Annotated in this window: 18 protein-coding genes; 6 read left to right on the plus strand and 12 right to left on the minus strand. The window is 75.8% G+C overall.

Annotated elements, in window-relative coordinates; all coding sequences use genetic code 11:
* The first annotated feature begins 1 nt into the window (after window position 1).
* Window positions 2–730, plus strand: a complete 729-nt coding sequence (locus BLS21_RS11105) for a GNAT family N-acetyltransferase (protein ID WP_091217855.1) — start codon at window positions 2–4, stop codon at window positions 728–730.
* Between the two features lie 193 nt (window positions 731–923).
* Here the strand turns inward: BLS21_RS11105 and BLS21_RS11110 are convergent, their stop codons facing one another.
* The 3 genes from BLS21_RS11110 to BLS21_RS11120 form a co-directional block, all read right to left on the minus strand.
* Window positions 924–1,682 (minus strand): SDR family NAD(P)-dependent oxidoreductase, encoded by a 759-nt coding sequence (locus BLS21_RS11110; RefSeq protein WP_091217857.1) that lies wholly within the window; start codon window positions 1,680–1,682, stop codon window positions 924–926.
* Between the two features lie 82 nt (window positions 1,683–1,764).
* The gene (locus BLS21_RS11115; RefSeq protein WP_091217860.1) at window positions 1,765–2,502 is read right to left on the minus strand and encodes a DUF5995 family protein; all 738 of its coding nucleotides are present in this window, start codon (window positions 2,500–2,502) and stop codon (window positions 1,765–1,767) included.
* 124 nt (window positions 2,503–2,626) lie between these two features.
* Window positions 2,627–4,483 (minus strand): PucR family transcriptional regulator, encoded by a 1,857-nt coding sequence (locus tag BLS21_RS11120; protein ID WP_091217862.1) that lies wholly within the window; start codon window positions 4,481–4,483, stop codon window positions 2,627–2,629.
* Between the two features lie 531 nt (window positions 4,484–5,014).
* On the opposite strand from BLS21_RS11120, the gene BLS21_RS11125 reads away from it, so the two are divergent.
* Together BLS21_RS11125 and BLS21_RS11130 are read left to right on the plus strand one after the other, a co-directional pair.
* Complete coding sequence (locus BLS21_RS11125; protein WP_245700307.1) at window positions 5,015–5,860, plus strand: oxamate carbamoyltransferase subunit AllH family protein; 846 nt, start codon at window positions 5,015–5,017, stop codon at window positions 5,858–5,860.
* Between the two features lie 323 nt (window positions 5,861–6,183).
* Window positions 6,184–7,341, plus strand: coding sequence for a hypothetical protein (locus tag BLS21_RS11130; protein ID WP_139177082.1), 1,158 nt, complete (start codon window positions 6,184–6,186; stop codon window positions 7,339–7,341).
* A 17-nt stretch (window positions 7,342–7,358) separates the two neighbouring features.
* On the opposite strand, the gene hisG is transcribed toward BLS21_RS11130, so the two are convergent.
* The 8 genes from hisG to BLS21_RS11170 form a co-directional block, all read right to left on the minus strand.
* A complete protein-coding gene (gene hisG / locus BLS21_RS11135) occupies window positions 7,359–8,225 on the minus strand; it encodes an ATP phosphoribosyltransferase (protein WP_091217869.1) in 867 nt (288 codons plus the stop codon).
* Window positions 8,226–8,340: 115 nt separating this feature from the next.
* Window positions 8,341–8,604, minus strand: coding sequence for a phosphoribosyl-ATP diphosphatase (locus tag BLS21_RS11140; protein WP_091217871.1), 264 nt, complete (start codon window positions 8,602–8,604; stop codon window positions 8,341–8,343).
* Window positions 8,601–9,125, minus strand: coding sequence for a 6,7-dimethyl-8-ribityllumazine synthase (gene ribH, locus BLS21_RS11145; RefSeq protein WP_091217875.1), 525 nt, complete (start codon window positions 9,123–9,125; stop codon window positions 8,601–8,603). The genes BLS21_RS11140 and ribH overlap by 4 nt, the downstream gene beginning before the upstream one ends.
* A 73-nt stretch (window positions 9,126–9,198) precedes the next feature.
* On the minus strand, window positions 9,199–10,506 hold the full coding sequence (locus BLS21_RS11150; RefSeq protein ID WP_091217878.1) for a bifunctional 3,4-dihydroxy-2-butanone-4-phosphate synthase/GTP cyclohydrolase II: 1,308 nt from the start codon (window positions 10,504–10,506) through the stop codon (window positions 9,199–9,201).
* Between the two features lie 73 nt (window positions 10,507–10,579).
* On the minus strand, window positions 10,580–11,233 hold the full coding sequence (locus BLS21_RS11155) for a riboflavin synthase (protein ID WP_091217880.1): 654 nt from the start codon (window positions 11,231–11,233) through the stop codon (window positions 10,580–10,582).
* 2 nt (window positions 11,234–11,235) lie between these two features.
* Window positions 11,236–12,324, minus strand: a complete 1,089-nt coding sequence (gene ribD, locus BLS21_RS11160) for a bifunctional diaminohydroxyphosphoribosylaminopyrimidine deaminase/5-amino-6-(5-phosphoribosylamino)uracil reductase RibD (protein ID WP_217636092.1) — start codon at window positions 12,322–12,324, stop codon at window positions 11,236–11,238.
* Entirely contained in the window at window positions 12,321–12,995 is a 675-nt protein-coding gene (gene rpe, locus BLS21_RS11165) for a ribulose-phosphate 3-epimerase (protein ID WP_091217883.1), read from the minus strand. Before rpe ends, ribD begins: the two co-directional genes overlap by 4 nt.
* A 25-nt stretch (window positions 12,996–13,020) precedes the next feature.
* Window positions 13,021–13,695, minus strand: a complete 675-nt coding sequence (locus BLS21_RS11170; RefSeq protein WP_091217886.1) for a DUF1775 domain-containing protein — start codon at window positions 13,693–13,695, stop codon at window positions 13,021–13,023.
* 285 nt (window positions 13,696–13,980) lie between these two features.
* On the opposite strand from BLS21_RS11170, the gene BLS21_RS11175 reads away from it, so the two are divergent.
* From BLS21_RS11175 to BLS21_RS11185, 3 genes are read left to right on the plus strand one after another with little or no spacing between them, the layout of a single operon-like run.
* Window positions 13,981–15,252 (plus strand): sensor histidine kinase, encoded by a 1,272-nt coding sequence (locus tag BLS21_RS11175; protein WP_139177083.1) that lies wholly within the window; start codon window positions 13,981–13,983, stop codon window positions 15,250–15,252.
* A complete protein-coding gene (locus BLS21_RS11180; RefSeq protein ID WP_091217893.1) occupies window positions 15,249–15,893 on the plus strand; it encodes a response regulator in 645 nt (214 codons plus the stop codon). Before BLS21_RS11175 ends, BLS21_RS11180 begins: the two co-directional genes overlap by 4 nt.
* Window positions 15,890–16,870: a hypothetical protein gene (locus BLS21_RS11185; protein ID WP_139177084.1), complete on the plus strand. Its 981-nt coding sequence runs from the start codon at window positions 15,890–15,892 to the stop codon at window positions 16,868–16,870. The genes BLS21_RS11180 and BLS21_RS11185 overlap by 4 nt, the downstream gene beginning before the upstream one ends.
* Window positions 16,871–16,879: 9 nt before the next feature.
* On the opposite strand, the gene BLS21_RS11190 is transcribed toward BLS21_RS11185, so the two are convergent.
* Window positions 16,880–18,262: an RsmB/NOP family class I SAM-dependent RNA methyltransferase gene (locus BLS21_RS11190; protein WP_091217897.1), complete on the minus strand. Its 1,383-nt coding sequence runs from the start codon at window positions 18,260–18,262 to the stop codon at window positions 16,880–16,882.
* Window positions 18,263–18,264 lie beyond the last annotated feature (2 nt).

The raw sequence follows: 18,264 nt of genomic DNA on the forward strand, positions 1-18,264 counted from the left end.
CGTGCTCGAGGTCGCCGCAGCCGACGTGGCGGGCTTCTTCGCGCCCGAGCGGCCCGGCCCGCTGGTCCAGCAGCACATCGCGCACACCGGCGTGGGGGTCTGCCGGGTCGACCGGTGGCCCGCGCCGCGGACCGTGGTGGCCGAGTCGGCCGGCAACGTCGCGCTGCGCGGGGTGCCGCGCGACATCGACGGTCTGGCCGGGTTCGTCGAGGCGCCACCCGAGTGGCTGCCGACGCTGCGCGCCATCGACCCGGGCACCGCGATCTGGCCGCGCGTGATCGCCGTCCTGCCACCCACGGCGGAGACACCGCCGCCGGTCGCCGCGGTCCGGCGGCTGGGAGCGGGCGACGCGCCGGCACTGGCCGTGCTCTCCCCCTCGCTCGCCTGGATCGGCGCGACCTGGGGCGGCGCGGCCGGGCTCGCGGCGTCCGGGTGGGCCTGGGCCGCGTTCGACGGCGACCGACCGGTCTCCGTCGCGTGCCCGTTCCTGGTGGGCCGGCGGTTCGAGGACCTCGGCGTCGTGACCGAGCCCGGGGCCCGAGGCCGCGGCCTGTCGACGGCGTGCGCCGCCGCGGTGGTGGCCGACGTCCGTTCCCGCGGGCGCACGCCGACCTGGACGACCAGCCCCGACAACCGGGCGAGCCTGGCGGTCGCGGCCCGGCTCGGCTTCGTGCGGGAGCGCGACGACGTCCTCTACGCCGTCCGCACGCCGATCCCGCCGGTCGACTGAGAGAGGACCCCCCGCCCCCCACCGCTCGCAGGCTCGGGGCGGGACCCTGCAGGAGGGCCGGGGACCTGCAGGGACCAGTGGGGCCCGTGCCGGGGCCGCCGTGCCGCTCCCACGCCGTTCCGGCCGCCCTGGCGCCGCTGCACCAGCGCGGACGCGCGAGGAACAGCGCGAGAGCGCGGGCCGGTCGAGCCGTTCAGCGCTCCTGGTCGGTGGGGCGCACCAGCACCTCGTTGACCGCCACGTGCGGCGGCTGGGTGACCACGTAGACGATCGCGCGGGCGACGTCCTCGGCGTGCAGCGCCCGCATGCTCGTGTACATCTGCACCGACGCCGCCTTGGCCTCGGACTGGGTGATGTGGTCGGTCAGCTCGGTGCTCACGGCGCCGGGCTCGACCAGGGAGACGCGCACGCCCGTCGTCGTCACCTCCTGGCGCAGCGACTCGCTGAAGGCGTTCACCGCCCACTTGGAGGCGTTGTAGACCCCGGCGCCCTTGCGGGCCTGGCGGCCGGCGACGCTGGAGATGTTGACGACGTCGCCCGAGCCCTGCTCGACCATGCCCTCGATCGCCGCGTGCGTCATGTACATCAGCCCGAGCACGTTGGTGTCGAGCATGCGCCGCCAGTCCTCGGGATCGGCGCCGACGATCGTGCCGAGCAGCATCACCCCGGCGTTGTTGACCAGGACGTCGAGCCCGCCGAGCCCGCTGCGGGTGCGGGCGACGGCGTCGCGGCAGGACGCCTCGTCGGTGACGTCGAGGTCGAGGGTGACCACCTCCGCGCCGGCCTCGCCGAGCCGAGCGGCCAGGCCGTCGAGCCGGTCGCGACGACGGGCACCGATCGCCACCGACGCGCCCGCCTCGGCCAGGGCCACGGCCGTGGCCTCGCCGATCCCCGACGACGCCCCGGTGACCAGCGCGACCCTGCCGGACAGCGGGCGGGCGAGCTCGGTCATGCGACCTCCTCGTCGTGCGGCCACCGGGTGCGGCCGTCGTCCCAGCCTCGCCGATGCTCCCCGTCCCGGCAGCGCGGGCGGGTCAGACCAGCGTGACGCCGAAGCCGCGGACGGCCAGCCGCACCAGCACCGGGCCGGGGCGCAGCAGGTCGTCGACCCGTGCCGCCGAGGCGACCTCGAGGTCGGCCAGCCGGGCTGCGGCGGCGTTCGGGCCCACGCGGCGGGCGCGGTCGAGAGCGGCCGCGTTCGCCCACACCTTGCGCCGGGACTCGCGCAGGAACACCTGGCTGGCGGTGCGGTTGACCGGGGCCAGCAGCCGGTCCAGCCGCGTCCGCCGTCCCCCGGCGCGGTGCAGCTCGCCGTCCTCGGCGGCGACCCGGGAGGCGAGCACGCGGTCGATCCGCTCGTGGTCGCGCCCGCGCATCGCCAGCACCGCGGGGGTGTCGAACTCCTCCGGCGGGATGACCCGCACCAGCGACTGCGGCAGGTCGTAGTTGATGTGCGCGTTCATGCCCAGCAGCACGTGCGCCTCCGGCGGCAGCTCCGGCCGCGCGCCGAAGGCCAGCCGCCACGGCCGGGGGGCCGACGCCGGGTCGCGGCGGTGGGCGGTCAGCGCGTCGAGGTAGAGGCCGGCGAAGTCGACGTCCCACTCCTCGACCCAGGCCGGGTCCTCGAAGGCGCCCGCGTCGATCGCCGCGCCCACGGCGACCGTCGTCCGCAGGTACACGCCCAGGAAGAAGCGGGCCGGGTCGCGGTCGGCCTCCAGCGGCGCCAGCAGCTGCCCCATGCGGTCGACCAGCGCCGCGACGGCCTCCGTCACGCTACGGCCCCGTTGCAGGGTCCCGCCGCGGCCCCGTACCGAGGCTCGCCCCGAGCGTGCGAGGGGTGAGGAGGACGGGGTCCTTCCACGGTGGGGGCAGCGGGGTCCTCCACGGGGTCCTTCCTCAGACCAGCGCGTCGAGGCCGTCGTCCGGGGGCAGCGTCATCGCGGCGTCCACCGGTGGGCGGTGCGGCTGGTCCAGGCCGCGCATGCGGGCCGCGTGCAGCGCGAGCAGCAGGTTCAGCCGGAGGGTCGGGTCGGTGGTGAAGGGCCCGAGCAGCCGCTCCAGCTTGCCGATCCGGTAGCGCATCGTGTTGTAGTGGAAGTGCAGGCGGCGCGCGGACTCCGCGACGTTCAGGTTCGTCTCCAGCAGCACGCGCAGCGTCTCCCGCAGGTCGGCGGAGTCGGGGTCGGCGGCGTCGGCCAGCGTCCCCAGCACCTCGTCGACGTAGTTGCGCAGCTCGGTGCTGTCCGGGATCAGCGACAGCAGCCGGAAGACGCCGAGCTGGTCGAAGTGGGTCACCGCCTGCGTCCCGTGGATCTCCTGGCCCACGCCGAGGGCGCGGGACGCCTGCTGGTGGGCCTCGCCGAGCGCCGACAGCGAGCCGGCCGGGCGACCGATGCCGGTGCCGAGCACCCGCCCGACCCGGCGCACCCGGGCGTTGACCCGGCCGGTCACCGCGCTCACCAGCGAGGTGATCTCCTCCGGCGTCCGCCCGTCGAGGGGCAGCACGGTGACGATCTCCGTCGACAGCCCGGCCACCGCCGCGCCGGAGACCTCGGTCTCCAGCGCGGCTCGCCAGCCGTCGGCCAGCCGGTCGAGGACGTCGAGGGCACGGGCGGGGTCGGCCTGCGGGTCGGCGGCGGTCTCCGTGGCGGTCACCAGGACGACGACCGGGCCGTCGAGCCGCCAGCCGAAGGACCGGGTCTGGGCCAGCGCCCGCTCGGTGTGCCGCAGCGACCCGGCGACCAGCCGGCGCACCAGGTCGCCCTGGAAGCGCAGCTCGACCGAGTGCACGGCCTGCTGGCGGATCACCGAGAGCGCCGCCACCACCGCGGCCCGCTCGAGGAGGGCGCCGGCGCCCACCAGCAGCGGCCCGGTCCGGTGGACGGCGACCAGCCAGCCGTGCCGCTGGTCGCCGGCCATGATCGGCGCGACCGCGTACTCCCCCACCCCGCCGGGCAGCTCGTGGTGCCCGGGCACGAGCAGGATGCCGTCGGCCGGGGAGAGGTCGGCGTCGGCGAGCACGTCGGCCGGGGTGACGACGGTCTGGTCGGCGCGCAGGCCCGAGAGCCGGCGGGACGGCGCCATCATCGCCATCTCGTCCTCTGCCTCGGCGTCCAGCAGCCACAGCCAGTCGCTGATCTCGGCGACGTCCTCGGGCGGACCGGCGCTGGTGACGATCTCGCGGTCCGGCCCCAGGCCCAGCACGGCGGCGCCCTGGAGGGAGTCGGCGAGCTGCTCGGTGACCTCGGCCAGCCCCCCGCCGCTGAGCGCCACGTCGATGAACTGGTCGTGCATGCGGCTGGAGAGCGCCAGCGCCTCGCTCTGCTTGCCGACGACGGCACCGAGCACCTCGGAGACGACCTCGCCCATCCGCACCGTCGCGGGCAGGGCGAGCACCGGCAGCGCCCGGCGGTCGGCCTCGGCCAGCACGTCGGCCGGCACCGGCGGCGGCCCCTCCGTCCGGCGGTAGGCCAGCGCCGTGGTGCCCATGGAGTCCAGCCGCTCCACCAGGGCGCGGCAGTTGGCGGCGTCGGCCGGCGGCAGCCGCGCCCCGAGGACGACGAGGACGTCGGGCCCGGCCACGGCCAGGGGGTCGGCGGGGTCGTCGACCACCATGTAGCGGACGACGCGGTCGAGGCCGCCGTGCCCGGCGACGACCTCCGTCCCCGCGAGGCCGGGCAACCGCAGCGCCTCGGCCAGGCTGAGGCCCATGCGCTCCTGCCAGCTGGGCCGCTCCCCGCGGCTCTCGGTCACCGGCGCCTCCGCTGCCGACAGGTGACGCCAAGATGAGACCAAGCCCTCACCCAGCGTGGGGACGACGAGGGGTGCTTCACCCTGGGTCACGACACCAACCTTCTCAGTTGCCGATGCACACGGCCACACAGCAGCACCCTGTCAGGAGTGCCCGGACCTGATCGTCCATTCTTGGCGACATCCGCCATACTTGGGCGTGCGACGCGCCGCATAGGTTCGAGACCCGGTTCCACTCCGCCCGGTGGATGGTAGGCCGGTTCCCGCCCCAGGGTGCCGCCCACCTCCCTCCAGCGGGTGGACGGGCCCGGGCGGGGGGTCCCGAGCCGACGGTGCTCCCCGTGGTCTTCCAGCGTGAAGAGGGTCGCCATGCGCACCATCGACGAGACCGCAGGCCCGGGCGGTAACCGCCCCGGGGCTCCGACCTCCCCGCGTGGCCGCGCCGCGCGGGCCGGACTACCGACCATCCCGCTGCCGCGCGAGTCTGCCCAGGCCACCGCGCGCACCGCTCCCCCCGCCCGTGCCGCCACCGCCGTGCCCGCCTCGGCGAGCACCGGTGTCGCCGACCTCCTGCGCGGTCCGGTGCGCCCGGCGCGCGTCCTGCTCAGCGTCCCCGCCGCCGTCTACCTGCAGGTGCCCACCGAGCGCGGCGGCGACGTCGTCGGCGTGCTCACCAGCGACGCCGCCCGGCTGCCGCTGGCCTGCGTGCTCTTCCGCCCCAGCAACGGCCGCCCCCTGGTGGCGCTGCCGCCCGACGCCCCGGCCGAGGTCGGCGGCGGGCGCATCGTCGTGGGTGACCTCGCCGTCAGCGCGGCCGCCTGGTGGGACCCGCGGCCCCGGCTGCCACGTCCCCGCCCGGCGCTGCTCCCCGAGGGCGTCCGCCAGCTCCGCAACGCCCTCTACGGCGAGGGGGTGCCGCACAGCGCGTTCACCCTCCCCGGCCTGCCGGCCGGTCCCGGTGGCCCGCTCGCCGCGCTGCGCGGCGCCGTCCGCCGGGCCGACCTCGACGCCGCCCTGCGCACCGCCACCCGGCTGATCGGCCTGGGCCCGGGGCTGACCCCGGCCGGGGACGACGTCATGGCCGGGACCATGGCCGGTCTCGTGCTGCTGGGCCACCCCGCCGCTGAGCGGTTCGCCGCCGCGGTCTCCGCGCTGGCGGCCGGCCGGACGACGGAGCTGTCCCGGTCGCTGCTGCGGCACGCGGCCGCCGGCCGGGTCAGCGCCGAGTACGCCGCGGTGCTGCACGGCCTGGTCGGCGAGCGTCCGCTGGGCCCGGCGATCGACGGTCTGCTGGCCACCGGCGCCACCAGCGGCCGGGCGATGGCCCTGGGGCTGTGCACCGCGATCGACCTCGTCGACCGGACCATGCGCGTCCGCTGAGGACCCCAGAGCAAGGACGAGGAGCCCCCTCCGCTGCGGGAGGGGGCTCCTCGTCGTAGCGCCGCTCGACTCACTCACCGCACACGCCTGACCTCTGACGCGAAGCGTCACCGGTGGCGAACGGTACGTTGCGCCCGGATCCCGCTGTTGCGTCTGGGCTCCCCGGCACGGGGAGCGGTGCCTGGTGAGGTGGCGTGTCGCTCTCCTTCGGTCAGTGCCGCCTGGCGGCGCGCTCGGTCGCCTCGGCGGACGGGTACCCCGAGGTCCGGAATGCCATGAGGCCTCGAGGTCCGACGAGGATCTTGCGGCAACGGGCTCCCCTGGTGTTGCAGGTCCTGCTCGCCGACCGGGAAGGCCGTCTCGCATGGGGGGCGCCGCACGAGTTCGCGATCCTGCAGCCACCAGCGGGATGCAGACGAGTTCATGGTCGAGGCAGCTCAGTGCTGCGCGCTCTCAACTCCTCGTGGGACGTGCTGGTGTTCATGGCGGTCATGCTCGTGCTGCTGGGGATTGCCACCGCGCTCAGCATTGCTGCGCCGAGTACACGGCAGGCCGGCCTCTGGCTGGCTGTAGGCGTCGTCGCAGTCGTCGCAGCAGCGATGCTGATGGTGTCCATCACTCAGGTGCGGGAGCTGGTGACGGGAGGACGGCGCCGACAGCTGACAGCGCTCGGTGCCGTCGAGTCGAGGCTCTGGTCGGTTGCGCTGTGCCATGTGATGGACCCGGCCCGAGTCCAGCCACTACTCGAGACAGCTCGTGCACGCATCGCCTCTGGAGAGCAGCACCTCTTCTGCGCTGCAACAGCCGTGACCACCGCCGCAGCTCGGACCAGTCTGGCCCAGGTGACCGAGCCCCTGACGACGTCGCCGTCCGTGCGGATCCTGCTCGGCTCGGATGACCCTCGACTCGAGGAGCCCGGCCAGCAACACCCTCGTCCAGGTCGTGGACTCGGCTTCCTGTTGGGCGCTTCAGCGATCGTCGTGGCCGTCGTCGCCCAGCAGGTGAGCCGCGAGGAGCAGCGACTCTGCGTGGGCACACAGTCGTGTGCAAGCGTGCCCACGGGCTACGGCGACGCACTGTACTGGAGCATCAGCCGAGTTCTCGGCGGCGATCCAGAGGGCCTGGGCGTAGCAGCCGTGGGCAGTCGGGTCGTCGGTCTCCTGCTGACCTTCTACGGCCTCTTCATCCTTGCCTTCATCCTCGACAAGGTCTTGGAGAGGCGCATCGCCGAGGATGCGCAGAGCGCTGCCGAACTGGTCGAGCAGTTCAACGACCGGGTGAGTGACCGGATACAGACCGTGGTCGAGCAGGGTGCGTCACCTCTACCGTCCCGTGCTCCCGACGTGGTCCGAGTGCCGGGTGTCATCTACTTCCTGGTCGGCATGCTCACAGGACTCTCGACGAAGATCGTCCACGTCAGGCTGGGGACGTCTCGACGTCCTGACCCGAGACGCGGAGACGACCGATCTGAGGGTGCATGAGCCACTGACTGCAGGACTCACAGCCGGCAGGCGTGGATGCTGGTGACGAGGATCGCGCGGGCGCCGAGCTCCCAGAGCTCGTCCATCACCCGGTTGGTCTCGTGCTGCGCGACCATGGCGCGCACCGCCGACCAGCCCTCCGTCTGCAGCGGGCTGACCGTCGGCCCCTCGAGGCCGGGGGTGAGCGCGGTGGCCTTCTCCAGCAGCTCGTTCGGGCAGTCGTAGTCGAGCATCACGTACTGCCGGGCCACCAGGACACCGCGCAGCCTGCGGCGCAGCTGCGAGACCGCGGGCACCTCCTCGGCCCCGGCCCGCCGCACCAGGATGGCCTCGCTGGTGAGCACCGGCTCGCCGATGATGTGCAGCCCGGCCGCGCGCAGCGTCGTCCCGGTCTCGACCACGTCGCACACGGCGTCGGCGACGCCGAGCCGGCAGGCGGTCTCCACCGCCCCGTCGAGCTTGACCACCGACGCCGCGATGCGCCGCTCGTCGAGGTGGCGCTGCAGCAGCACCGGGTAGGCCGTGGCGATCCGCTTGCCGGCCAGCTGCTCGACGGTCTCGATGCCGGACTCCACCGGCGTGGCGAACCGGAAGGAGGAGCGGCCGAAGCCCAGCGGCATGACCTCCACCGCGGCAGCGCCCTCGCCGACCGCCGGCGCGGTCTCCAGCAGCATGTCGCGGCCGGTGATGCCGACGTCCAGCGTGCCGGCGGCGACGTAGACGGCGATGTCACGGGGCCGCAGGTAGAAGAACTCGGTGTCGCTGTCGGGATCGTAGACGGCGAGGTCCTTGGTGCTGCGGCGCTGCCGGTAGCCGCTCTCGGCGAGCATGGCAGCCGCGGGCTCGCTCAGGACGCCCTTGTTCGGCACGGCGATGCGCAGCACGGAGGAACTCCTCGAGGTCGGTGACGGACGGTCGGCCCTCCTGCAGGGTCCCGCCGCGAGCCTGCGAGCGGTGGGGGGCAGGAGGGTCCTTCTTCAGAGATGGGCATAGACGTCTTCAAAGATGGGCATAGACGTCGTCCAGGGTCAGCCCCCGGGCGAGCATCAGGACCTGTACCCGGTAGAGGAGCTGGCTGACCTCCTCGGCGGTGCGCTCGGCCCCCTCGTGCTCGGCCGCCATCCAGGACTCGGCGGCCTCCTCGACGACCTTCTTGCCCGCGGCGTGCACGCCGTCGCGGACCGCCGTGACCGTCCCCGAAGCCGGGTCGCCCGCGGCGACCTTGGCCGAGAGCTCGACGAACAGCTGGTCGAAGGTCTTCACGCGCGGCTCCCGTCGGCCGGTCGGATCGAGAAGCCGGTGGGCCGGCCGGGCCCGCGCAGGCCGCGGAGGGTCAGCGCCGTGGCCAGGGCGGCCACGGCCGCCTCCCAGCCCTTGTCCTCGGCCGAGCCGGGCAGCCCGGCCCGGTCGCGCGCCTGCTCCTCGGTGTCGCAGGTGAGGACGCCGTTGCCGACGGGCTTGCCCGCATCGAGGGCGACCCGCGTCAGGCCGGCGGTGACGGCGTCGCAGACGTACTCGAAGTGCGGCGTCCCGCCGCGGATGACGACGCCGAGCGCGACGACGGCGTCGTGCCGCTCGGTGAGCGCCTGGGCGACCACCGGCAGCTCCACCGCCCCCGGCACCCGCGCGACGGTCGGCTCGGGGACGCCGCTGGCGACCGCGGCGGCGACCGCGCGCTCCAGCAGCGCCCCGGTGATCTCGGCGTGCCAGGTCGTGGCGACGATGCCGAGCGTCAGCCCGACCGCGTCGACCGCCGCCGCCTCGGGCGCACCCCTGCCGCTCACGAGACCTCCTCGCTGGCGCTCGTCGGCCGCGTTCGCGGCGCCACCGCTGTGCCCGACGGTGGGCCCGCGACGCTCACAGCTGCTGCTCCGTCTGGCGCAGCGGGACGTCGGTGCCGGGCACGGTCGCGGCGTCGGCGGGACCGGACTCGGTCTCGGGCTCGATGATGTCGAGCAGGTGGCCCATCCGGTCGCGCTTGGTGCGCAGGTAGGCCAGGTTCTCCGCGGTGACGTGGCTGGGCAGCGGCACCCGGCCGGTCACCTTGAGCCCGTAGCCCTCCAGCCCGGCGCGCTTGGCGGGGTTGTTGGTGAGCAGCCGCATGGTGTGCACGCCGAGGTCGACGAGGATCTGCGCGCCGGTGCCGTAGTCGCGGGCGTCGGCGGGCAGGCCGAGGTCGAGGTTGGCGTCGACGGTGTCGATCCCCATGTCCTGCAGCTGGTAGGCCTGCAGCTTGTGCAGCAGGCCGATGCCCCGGCCCTCGTGCCCGCGGATGTAGAGCACGATGCCGCGCCCCTCCTGGGCCACCGCGGCCAGCGCGGCCTGCAGCTGGGGGCCGCAGTCGCAGCGCAGCGAGCCGAACACGTCGCCGGTGAGGCACTCGGAGTGCACCCGCACGAGCACGTCCTCGCCGTCGCCGATGTCGCCGTAGACGAAGGCGACGTGCTCGCGCTCGTCGTAGGAGCTGCGGTAGCCGACGGCGGTGAAGGTGCCCGGCGCCAGCGGCACGGTGGCCTCGGCGACGCGCTCGACCAGCTTGTCGAAGCGCTTGCGGTAGGCGATCAGGTCGGCGATGGAGATCAGGCACAGGTCGTGCTCGTCGGCGAAGACCCGCAGCTCGTCGCCGCGCGCCATCCCGACCGGGTCCTTCTCGCTGACCAGCTCGCAGAGGGCGCCCGAGGGGCGCAGCCCGGCGAGCACCGCGAGGTCGACGGCGGCCTCGGTGTGGCCGGGCCGGCGCAGCACACCGCCGTCCCTCGCACGCAGCGGCACGATGTGCCCGGGCCGGGCCAGGTCGGTCGAGTCGGTCTCCACCGAGGCGAGCAACCGGATGGTGTGGGCACGGTCGGCGGCGGAGATGCCGGTGGTCACGCCCTCGCGGGCGTCCACGGTCACGGTGTAGGCGGTGCCGCGGCGGTCCTGGTTGACCCGGAACATCGGCGGCAGGTCCAGCCGGTCGGCGTCGGCCTCGGTGACGGCCACGCAGATGTAGCCCGAGGTGTAGCGGACCATGAACGCGACCAGCTCGGGGGTGGCCAGCTCGGAGGCGAAGATCAGGTCGCCCTCGTTCTCGCGGTCCTCGTCGTCCATCACGACGACCGGGCGGCCGCTCTTGACCGCGGCGATGGCGTCCTCGACGGTGTCGAGGCGGATGCTGGCGCTCACGAACCCTCCTCGCTGGCGTACGTCGGCTCCGTGCGCTCGGCTGCTGTGCCCCTGCGTGAGCTCGCCGGCTCGCTCACGAGCGTGCTCCCAACAGGCGTTCCACGTACTTGGCGATCACGTCGACCTCCAGGTTGACCGGGCTCCCGGGAGGGACGGCACCCAGCGTGGTCTCGCGCAGGGTGGTGGGGATCAGGCTGACCTCCAACCACGGCTCGGGGTCGTCCGCGGCGCTCACGGCGCTCACGGTCAGGGAGACGCCGTCCACGGTGATCGAGCCCTTCTCGACCACGTAGCGCGCCAGCTCCGGCGGCAGCGCGACCCGCACGACCTCCCAGTGCTCGCCGGGGGTGCGGGTGACGACGGTGCCGACACCGTCGACGTGGCCCTGCACCAGGTGCCCGCCGAGCCGGGTGTGCGGGGTGACCGCGCGCTCCAGGTTGACCGGGTCGCCGGCACCGAGGGCGCCGAGGCTGCTGCGGCGGAGGGTCTCGGCCATCACGTCGGTGGTCCACTCCTCGGCTGTGCCGTCGCCCCCCGGGCCCGTACCAGCGAACCCGGTGACGGTGAGGCAGACCCCGTTGACGGCGATCGAGTCGCCCAGCGCCACGCCCTCGAGGGCCTTGCGCGCCCGGATGCGCAGCCGGGCGGCGTCCGCCTCCCGACCCACCCCACCGGACTCCTCGCGGGCGAGCAGGACGCCGACCTCCTCGACGATGCCGGTGAACACGATCAACTCCCTCCGGTCGCGCCGCGGTGGTCCGCGACGCGCCGGTCTCCAGTGTGCCGGTTGGGCCGCAGCCGGATCTCCACGTCCCCGCCCAGGCGGGTGAGGCCGACGACCGAGAGGGTCAGCGCATCGCCGATCCCGGTGATTCCCAGGTCCCCGACCAGCGGTGCGCCGGCGCCCAGGAGCTTCGGCGCCAGGTGCACGACCGCCTCGTCGACCAGTCCCTCGCGCAGGAAGGCGGCCGCCAGTGTCGGGCCGCCCTCCAGCAGCACCCGCCGCACGTCGCGGGCGAAGAGCTCCTCGAGCAGCTCCTGCGGGCCGGCCGCGACGCTGACGAGGGTGGGCGCGGCGTCGTCGAGCACCCGGGCGGTCCCCGGCAACCGGCCGCGGCGGTCGAGGACCACCCGCAGCGGCTGCCGCGCGGCGGCCGGGTGGGTGGGAGGCAGCTCGGCGTCGCGGACGGTCAGCTGCGGGTCGTCGGCCAGCGCCGTCCCCGACCCGACGACGACCGCGTCACAGGTGGCCCGCAGCCGGTGGACGGCGGCCCGCGCCTCCGGGCCGGTGACCCAGCGGCTGCTGCCGTCGGCGGCGGCCACCCGGCCGTCGAGGGTGCCGGCGACCTTCCAGACCACGAACGGGCGGTGCTCCCGCACGCCGGTCAGCCACGCGCCCAGCGCGCCCTCCTCGGCGGCCTGCTGCTCCACGCCGAGCTCGACCTCGATGCCGGCGGCGCGCAGCCGGGCCGCGCCGCCCCCGGCCAGCTGCGTCGGTTCGGGGACGGCGACCACCACGCGGGCCACGCCGGCGGCGATGAGCGCCTCGGTGCACGGCCCGGTGCGGCCGGTGTGCGCGCACGGCTCGAGGGTGACGACGGCGGTGCCCCCGCGGGCCCGCTCCCCGGCCTGCGCGAGCGCCCGGACCTCGGCGTGCGGGCCCCCGGGCGGTGCGGTCGCGCCCTCCCCCACCGGCGTCCCGTCGGCGGCCAGCACCACCGCGCCCACCGCCGGGTTCGGGCTGGTGGTGCCGAGGACGCCCATGCCCAGCTCGCGCGCCCGGGCCATGGCCGAGAGCTCGGCCGCGGAGACGCTCACCTCTGCCGCGCCGCGGCGGCCTGCGCGCGCAGGCCGGCGATGGCGCGCGCCGGGTCGTCGGCGCCGTAGACCGCGGAGCCGGCCACGAAGACGTCGGCGCCGGCGGCGGCGGCCTGCTCGATGGTGTCGGCGTTGATCCCGCCGTCGACCTCGACCAGCAGCGTGAGGTGCCCGGTGTCGACCAGCTCCCGGGCGCGGCGGACCTTGGGCAACGTCTCGGCGATGAAGCGCTGCCCGCCGAAGCCGGGCTCGACGGTCATGACCAGCAGGGTGTCGAACGCGGGGAGCACGTCGAGGTACTCCTCCAGCGGCGTGCTCGGCTTGAGCGCCAGGCCGGCCAGCGACCCGGCCGCGCGCAGGTCACGGGCGACGGCGCGCGGGTCGCCGGTGCAGGCCTCGGCGTGCACGGTGACGTTGCGCGCGCCCGCCTCGGCGTAACCCGGCGCCCAGCGCTCCGGGCCCTCGATCATCAGGTGGCAGTCCAGCGGCACTGGGCTGACCGCCTGCACCGCCTGCATGACCGGCAGTCCGAAGGTCAGGTTCGGCACGAAGTGCGCGTCCATGACGTCGAAGTGCAGCCAGTCGGCGTCGGCGACCCGTTGCGCCTCCTCGGCCAGCCGGGCGAAGTCCGCCGACAGGAGGCTGGGCGCGATGAGGGGGCTGCGGGGCACGTCCGCCGAGTCTAGGCGGCGGTGATCACCGTCCCGCGCGCGAGCGGCGGTAGGCGAGGCCGCCGGCCACGGCCGCGAGCGCGGCCACCACGGCTGCCGCGACCAGCCAGCCGCTGCCGCTCCCCTCGTCGTCCTCGGTGGCGGCGCCCGGCACCGACGCGGTGGGCGCGGCGGGGGTGGACACCACCGTGGGAGCCGGCGGGGCGGGCGCGGCCGTCGTGGGGGCGGCCGCACCCGGGGCGACGGCGAGGACCGGCGCGGGCAGCTCCGGCTCCGGCCCGCCGGGCACCTCCTGCTCGATCCAGGCGTCCTCGGTGCCGTCGGCGTAGACCTGCACCGTCGGGAAGGCCAGCTCGGTCACACCGGCGGGCAGGGTCGCCACGGTGACCGCGTACTCGGCGTCCGCGCCGACCGGCAGTGCGGGCCCGCCGACGTCGAAGCCCTCCGCGGTCGGGGTGAGCACCCACCCGGGCGGCCCGGCGGCCAGCGTCACGTCGGCCGGGTCGATCCCGTCGGGCAGCTGGGTGCGCATCGCGGTGATGCCCGAGGCGGCCTCCGACGCGGCGGAGAAGGCGAGCGTCACCGGGCCGGTGCCGGCCACGGCGCCCTCCGCGCTGACCTCGACGTGGGCGGCCGCCGTCCCGGTCCCGGCGGCGAGCAGGACGGCGCCCATCAGGACGGTGGCGGGGGTCCGGCGCACGGCCGGCGATCGAGTCGTCACGGTGCAGTGGTCGTCGGCGGGACGCGCCCGGTTCCCGCCGTCTCGCTCCGTGGCCGGGTGGTGGCTATCCGTAGGAGTCCCCGGCGCGCCGGAATGAGACGTCCGCTCTGAGCTGCACCGCGTCCCGAGACCCCCAATACGGAACTGACCCTCCTTATCGTTCGAGCCGTGGTCCGAGGGAGACGGCGGACAGCGGGGCACCGAGCGGGGCGTCGCTCCTCGGTGGTCGTCCCCGTCGCCTGGTTCACCTGTGCCGGACTCGCCGTGACCCTCGCGCTGGCCCTGCTCACCGGGGTGCTCGCCCGCCGGGCCGGTCTCGAGCAGGGCACCCGGGCCTTCGAGAGCCTCGCCCGCGTCACGGCCGCCACGCTCACCCCCGCCCTGGACGGTGACCCCACCCGGCCGCCCGCCACCCCCGGCGACCTGCGCACCCACGTCAGCGCGCTGGTCGCGGCCGGCCCGGTGGTCGCGGTCCGGGTGCGCGCCGGTGACGGTCGGGTGCTCTGGGCCGACGACCGCAGCGTCGTCGGCCGGGTGGCCCCGCTGCCGCCCGAGGCACGGCGGGCCCTGGACTCGGGGTCGGTCGCCTCGCAGGTCGCCGATTCCGACGACCCGGGCGTGCTCGCCGGCCGCAGCAGCGGCCGGGTGCTGGTGGCCTGGGTGGCGGTGGAGGACGTGCACGGCACGCCCCTGCTGGTCGAGTTCCACGAGAGCTACTCCGAGGTCACCGAGATCGCCGAACGCGCCTGGATGCGCTTCACGCCCGCCGCGCTGGGCGCCCTGGCGCTGCTGCAGGTGATCCAGGTGCCGCTGGCCTGGCGGCTGGCGTCCCGGCTGCGCCGCTCGCGGCAGGCCGAGGACGCGCTGCTGCAGGCCGCCGTGGACGCCTCGGACGCCGAGCGGCGCCGGATCGCCGGCGAGGTGCACGACCACGTCGTCCAGGACCTCACCGGGCTGGCCTACGACCTCGACGCAGCACGGATGCGCGGCAGGCCGCGCAACGCCGAGGACGCCGAGCTGCTGGAGCGGACCGCGGCCGCGGTGCGCCAGACCGTCGAGGACCTGCGCGCCCTGCTCGTCGCCCTGATCCCGGCCCGTGGCGCCTTCCGCGGCGGCCTGCTGCCGGCCCTGCAGGTGCTGGCGCAGGAGGTCGGCCGCTCCGGCATCCGCGTCTCCGTGTCCGCCGACGCCGCCCGGGACCTGCCCGGGCCGACGGCCGCACTGCTCTACCGCTGCGCCCAGGAGGCGCTGCGCAACGTGACCACGCACAGCCGGGCGACCTCGGTCGAGGTCGTCGTCACCCGAGACCAGGGGGTTGCCACCATGCGCGTCGAGGACGACGGGCAGGGCTTCGACGAGAGCCGCCTGGACGAACGGTTCGCGGCCGGCCACGTCGGGCTGCGGGCGCTGGGTGAGCTGCTGGTGGACGCGGGCGGCTCACTGACGCTGACCAGCGCCCCGGGACAGGGCACCCGGTTGGTCGCGACCGTGCCGCTGTCCACCACTGCGCCCCTGTCCGCCGGAGCGGCACGGTGATCCGGGTGCTGGTCGTCGACGACCACGCCGTGGTCCGGCGGGGCATCTCCAGCCTGCTGGACGCCGCCGACGGGCTGGAGTGCGTGGGCGCGGTCGGGGATGGCGACACCGCCCTCGAACTGGTCGAGCGGCTGGACCCCGACGTCCTGCTGCTGGACCTGTCGATGCCGGGCCCGGACGGTGTGACGGTGATCCGCACGCTGCGTGAGCGCGGCCGCACCACCCCGGTGCTGGTGCTCACCTCCTTCGGGGAGCCCGACCTGGTGCTGCCCGCGCTGATCGCCGGCGCCGACGGCTACCTGCTCAAGTACCAGGACGGCGAGTCGATCCTCGACGCGGTGCGCTGCATCGCCGCCGGCGGAGCGCCGATCGACCCGATGGTGACCTCCGCCCTCCTCGCCGACCTGCGCGACCGCGGCCAGGGCGACCTGCTCACCGACCGCGAGAAGGAGGTCCTCGAGCTGGTCCGGCAGGGCCTGCCGAACAAGGTGATCGCCCGACGGCTGCGGATCAGCGAGGCCACCGTCAAGACCCACGTCACACGCATCCTGCAGCGCATCGGTGCCACCGACCGCACGCAGGCGGCGCTGTGGGCCGAGCGCCGGCTGCGGCCGGCCGGGCCGCACCGGACGACGGGATGAGCGGCCACGGCCGGCACCGCCCGAGCCGGCGCGGAGCGGTCCCACCGCCGGACCCGCAGCAGCGTCCGGTCCTGCTGCACTACGCGGCGAGCGGGTGGCCGGCGCGGCGGCGGTGGTCCGAGCGGCTGGCGCTGGCGGCCGGCGCGATCGCCGTGCTGGGGGCCATCGGCATCGTGACGCTCACCGGTGCCTGGGCCGGCTTCTCGCTGCTCGGTGGGCCGACCGAGCCCGCCCGCCGGGCGACCGAGGAGCCCGCGGTCGGCACTGCGGCCCCCACCCGCCCGCCGTCGACGTCACCCGCCGCACCGTCGCAGGACGCCGGCGCGGCACCGCAGCGCGGCACGACGCAGGGAGCGGACCGGTGGGCAGGGACCTCCCTCGCCGCGCAGTCGACCGCCGCGCCACCCGAGGCCGCGCCGCAGGACGCCGCCCCGCGGACGACGGCGGCGCCGCAGGACCGTCCGGCCCCGTCCACCTCCCCGCAGATCGCGGGAACGCCGCCTCCGGCGACGGCGGCCGGGGGGCCGCAGGCGACAGCACCCGCGCCGGAGGCGGGGAACGCCGGGACGACCGGCTCTCCGGCCGGGACGCCGTCGGCGGACGCCCCGGTACCGGCGCCCGCGCCCGCGCCGAGTACGCCGCAGGCTCCCGCGACGCCCTCCTCCTCGCCCCCGCCGCGGTCGGACGCCGACCGGCACCCGCGCGACCACGACCACGACCACGACCACGACCGGCACGAGGACGAGGGGAAGAAGGACAAGGACAAGGACAAGGGGTGGGAGGAAGACGAGGACGAGGACGAGGAGTGGGACGGGGGGCACGGCAGCGGGACCGCCGAACCGGTGCGGGGCAGCTCCTCCGCACTCCCGACGACGAAGCCGGCCCCGACCACGTCGGCCCCGGTGACGACGGCTCCGGCCACGTCGGCCGCGGCCCCGGTGACGACGGCCCCGGCGTCGACCTCGCCGGCCGGGTGACCGCCCGGCTCAGCGGGTGCGGCGCAGCAGTGCCATGAACATCGCGTCGGTGCCGTGCCGGTGCGGCCACAGCTGGCCATAGGACCCGCGGGCGATGCCGGGCACCTCCGGGAACAGCGGCGCGACCGGCAGCACCTCGACGTCGTCCCGGCCGGCCGCGGCGTCGACCACGGCGACGGTCTCGTCGGTGTGCGGCGAGCAGGTCACGTAGGCGACCACCCCGCCGGGGCGCACCGAGGCCAGCGCACCGTCGAGCAGCGCCGTCTGCAGGTCCACCAGCGGCGGGACGTCGTCCGCGGTGCGTCGCCAGCGCACCTCGGGGCGGCGGCGCAGCGCTCCCAGGCCGGTGCACGGCGCGTCGAGCAGCACGCGGTCGAAGGACCCGGGCGACCACGGCGGCGTCCGCCCGTCGGCGACCACCACCTCGACGTCGTCCTCGTCGCGCAGGGCGCGGCGGACCAGCTCGGCGCGGTGCGGCGCGCGGTCGGCGGCGGTGAGCCGCACGCCCTCGGGCCGGACGGCGGCGAGCAGCCCGGCCTTGCCGCCGGGGCCGGCGCACACGTCGAGCCAGGCGGTGTCCGGACCCTCCAGCGGCGCGCGGGTCAGCAGCAGAGCGGCCAGCTGGCTGCCCTCGTCCTGCACCGCGGCCCGCCCCTCGCGCACCGACGGGACGCGCGCCGGGTCCCCACCACCCAGCCGGACGGCGTACGGCGACCACCGACCGGGCTGCCCGCCGGCCTCGGCCACCAGCTGGTCGCGGGGCACCCGCCGGGCGACCAGGTGCACCTCGGGCGCGGCGTCGTCGGCCAGCAGCGCGGGCTCCACCTCGGCCTCGTCGCCGAGCGCGTCGCGCCAGGCCTCGACGATCCAGCGCGGGTGGTCGGTGGCCAGCGCCAGCCGCTGGTCGCCGTCCCCGTCGAGGCGCTCGATCCAGGCCGCGCGGTCCCCGCCCGCGGCGACCTTGCGCAGCACCGCGTTGACCAGCCCGGAGGCGCCGGTGCCGACGATCGCCCGGGTGAGCGCCACGGTGGTGTCGACGGCGGCGTGTGCCGGCACCCGCAGGTCCAGCAGCTGGTGGGCGCCCAGGCGCAGCAGGTCGAGCACCCGCGGGTCGAGCTCGGCCAGCGGCCGGGAGACCAGCGGAGCCAGGACCGCGTCGAGCGTGCCGGTGGCGCGCAGGGTGCCGTAGGCCAGCTGGGTGGCGAAGGCGGCGTCGCGCTCACCGAGGTCGGCGGCGCGCTCGCGCAGCAGCTGGGGCAGCAGCAGGTTGGCGTAGGCGTCGCGGCTGCTGACGCCGTCGAGGACGTCGAAGGCGGTCAGCCGCGCGCCGTCGAGCACCGGGCGGGAACGACGGGACGGCGGACGCCGGTCGGCGCGCCGGGGAGCGCTCACGA

The sequence above is a fragment of the Geodermatophilus siccatus genome (assembly GCF_900103785.1).
GTDB lineage: Bacteria > Actinomycetota > Actinomycetes > Mycobacteriales > Geodermatophilaceae > Geodermatophilus > Geodermatophilus siccatus.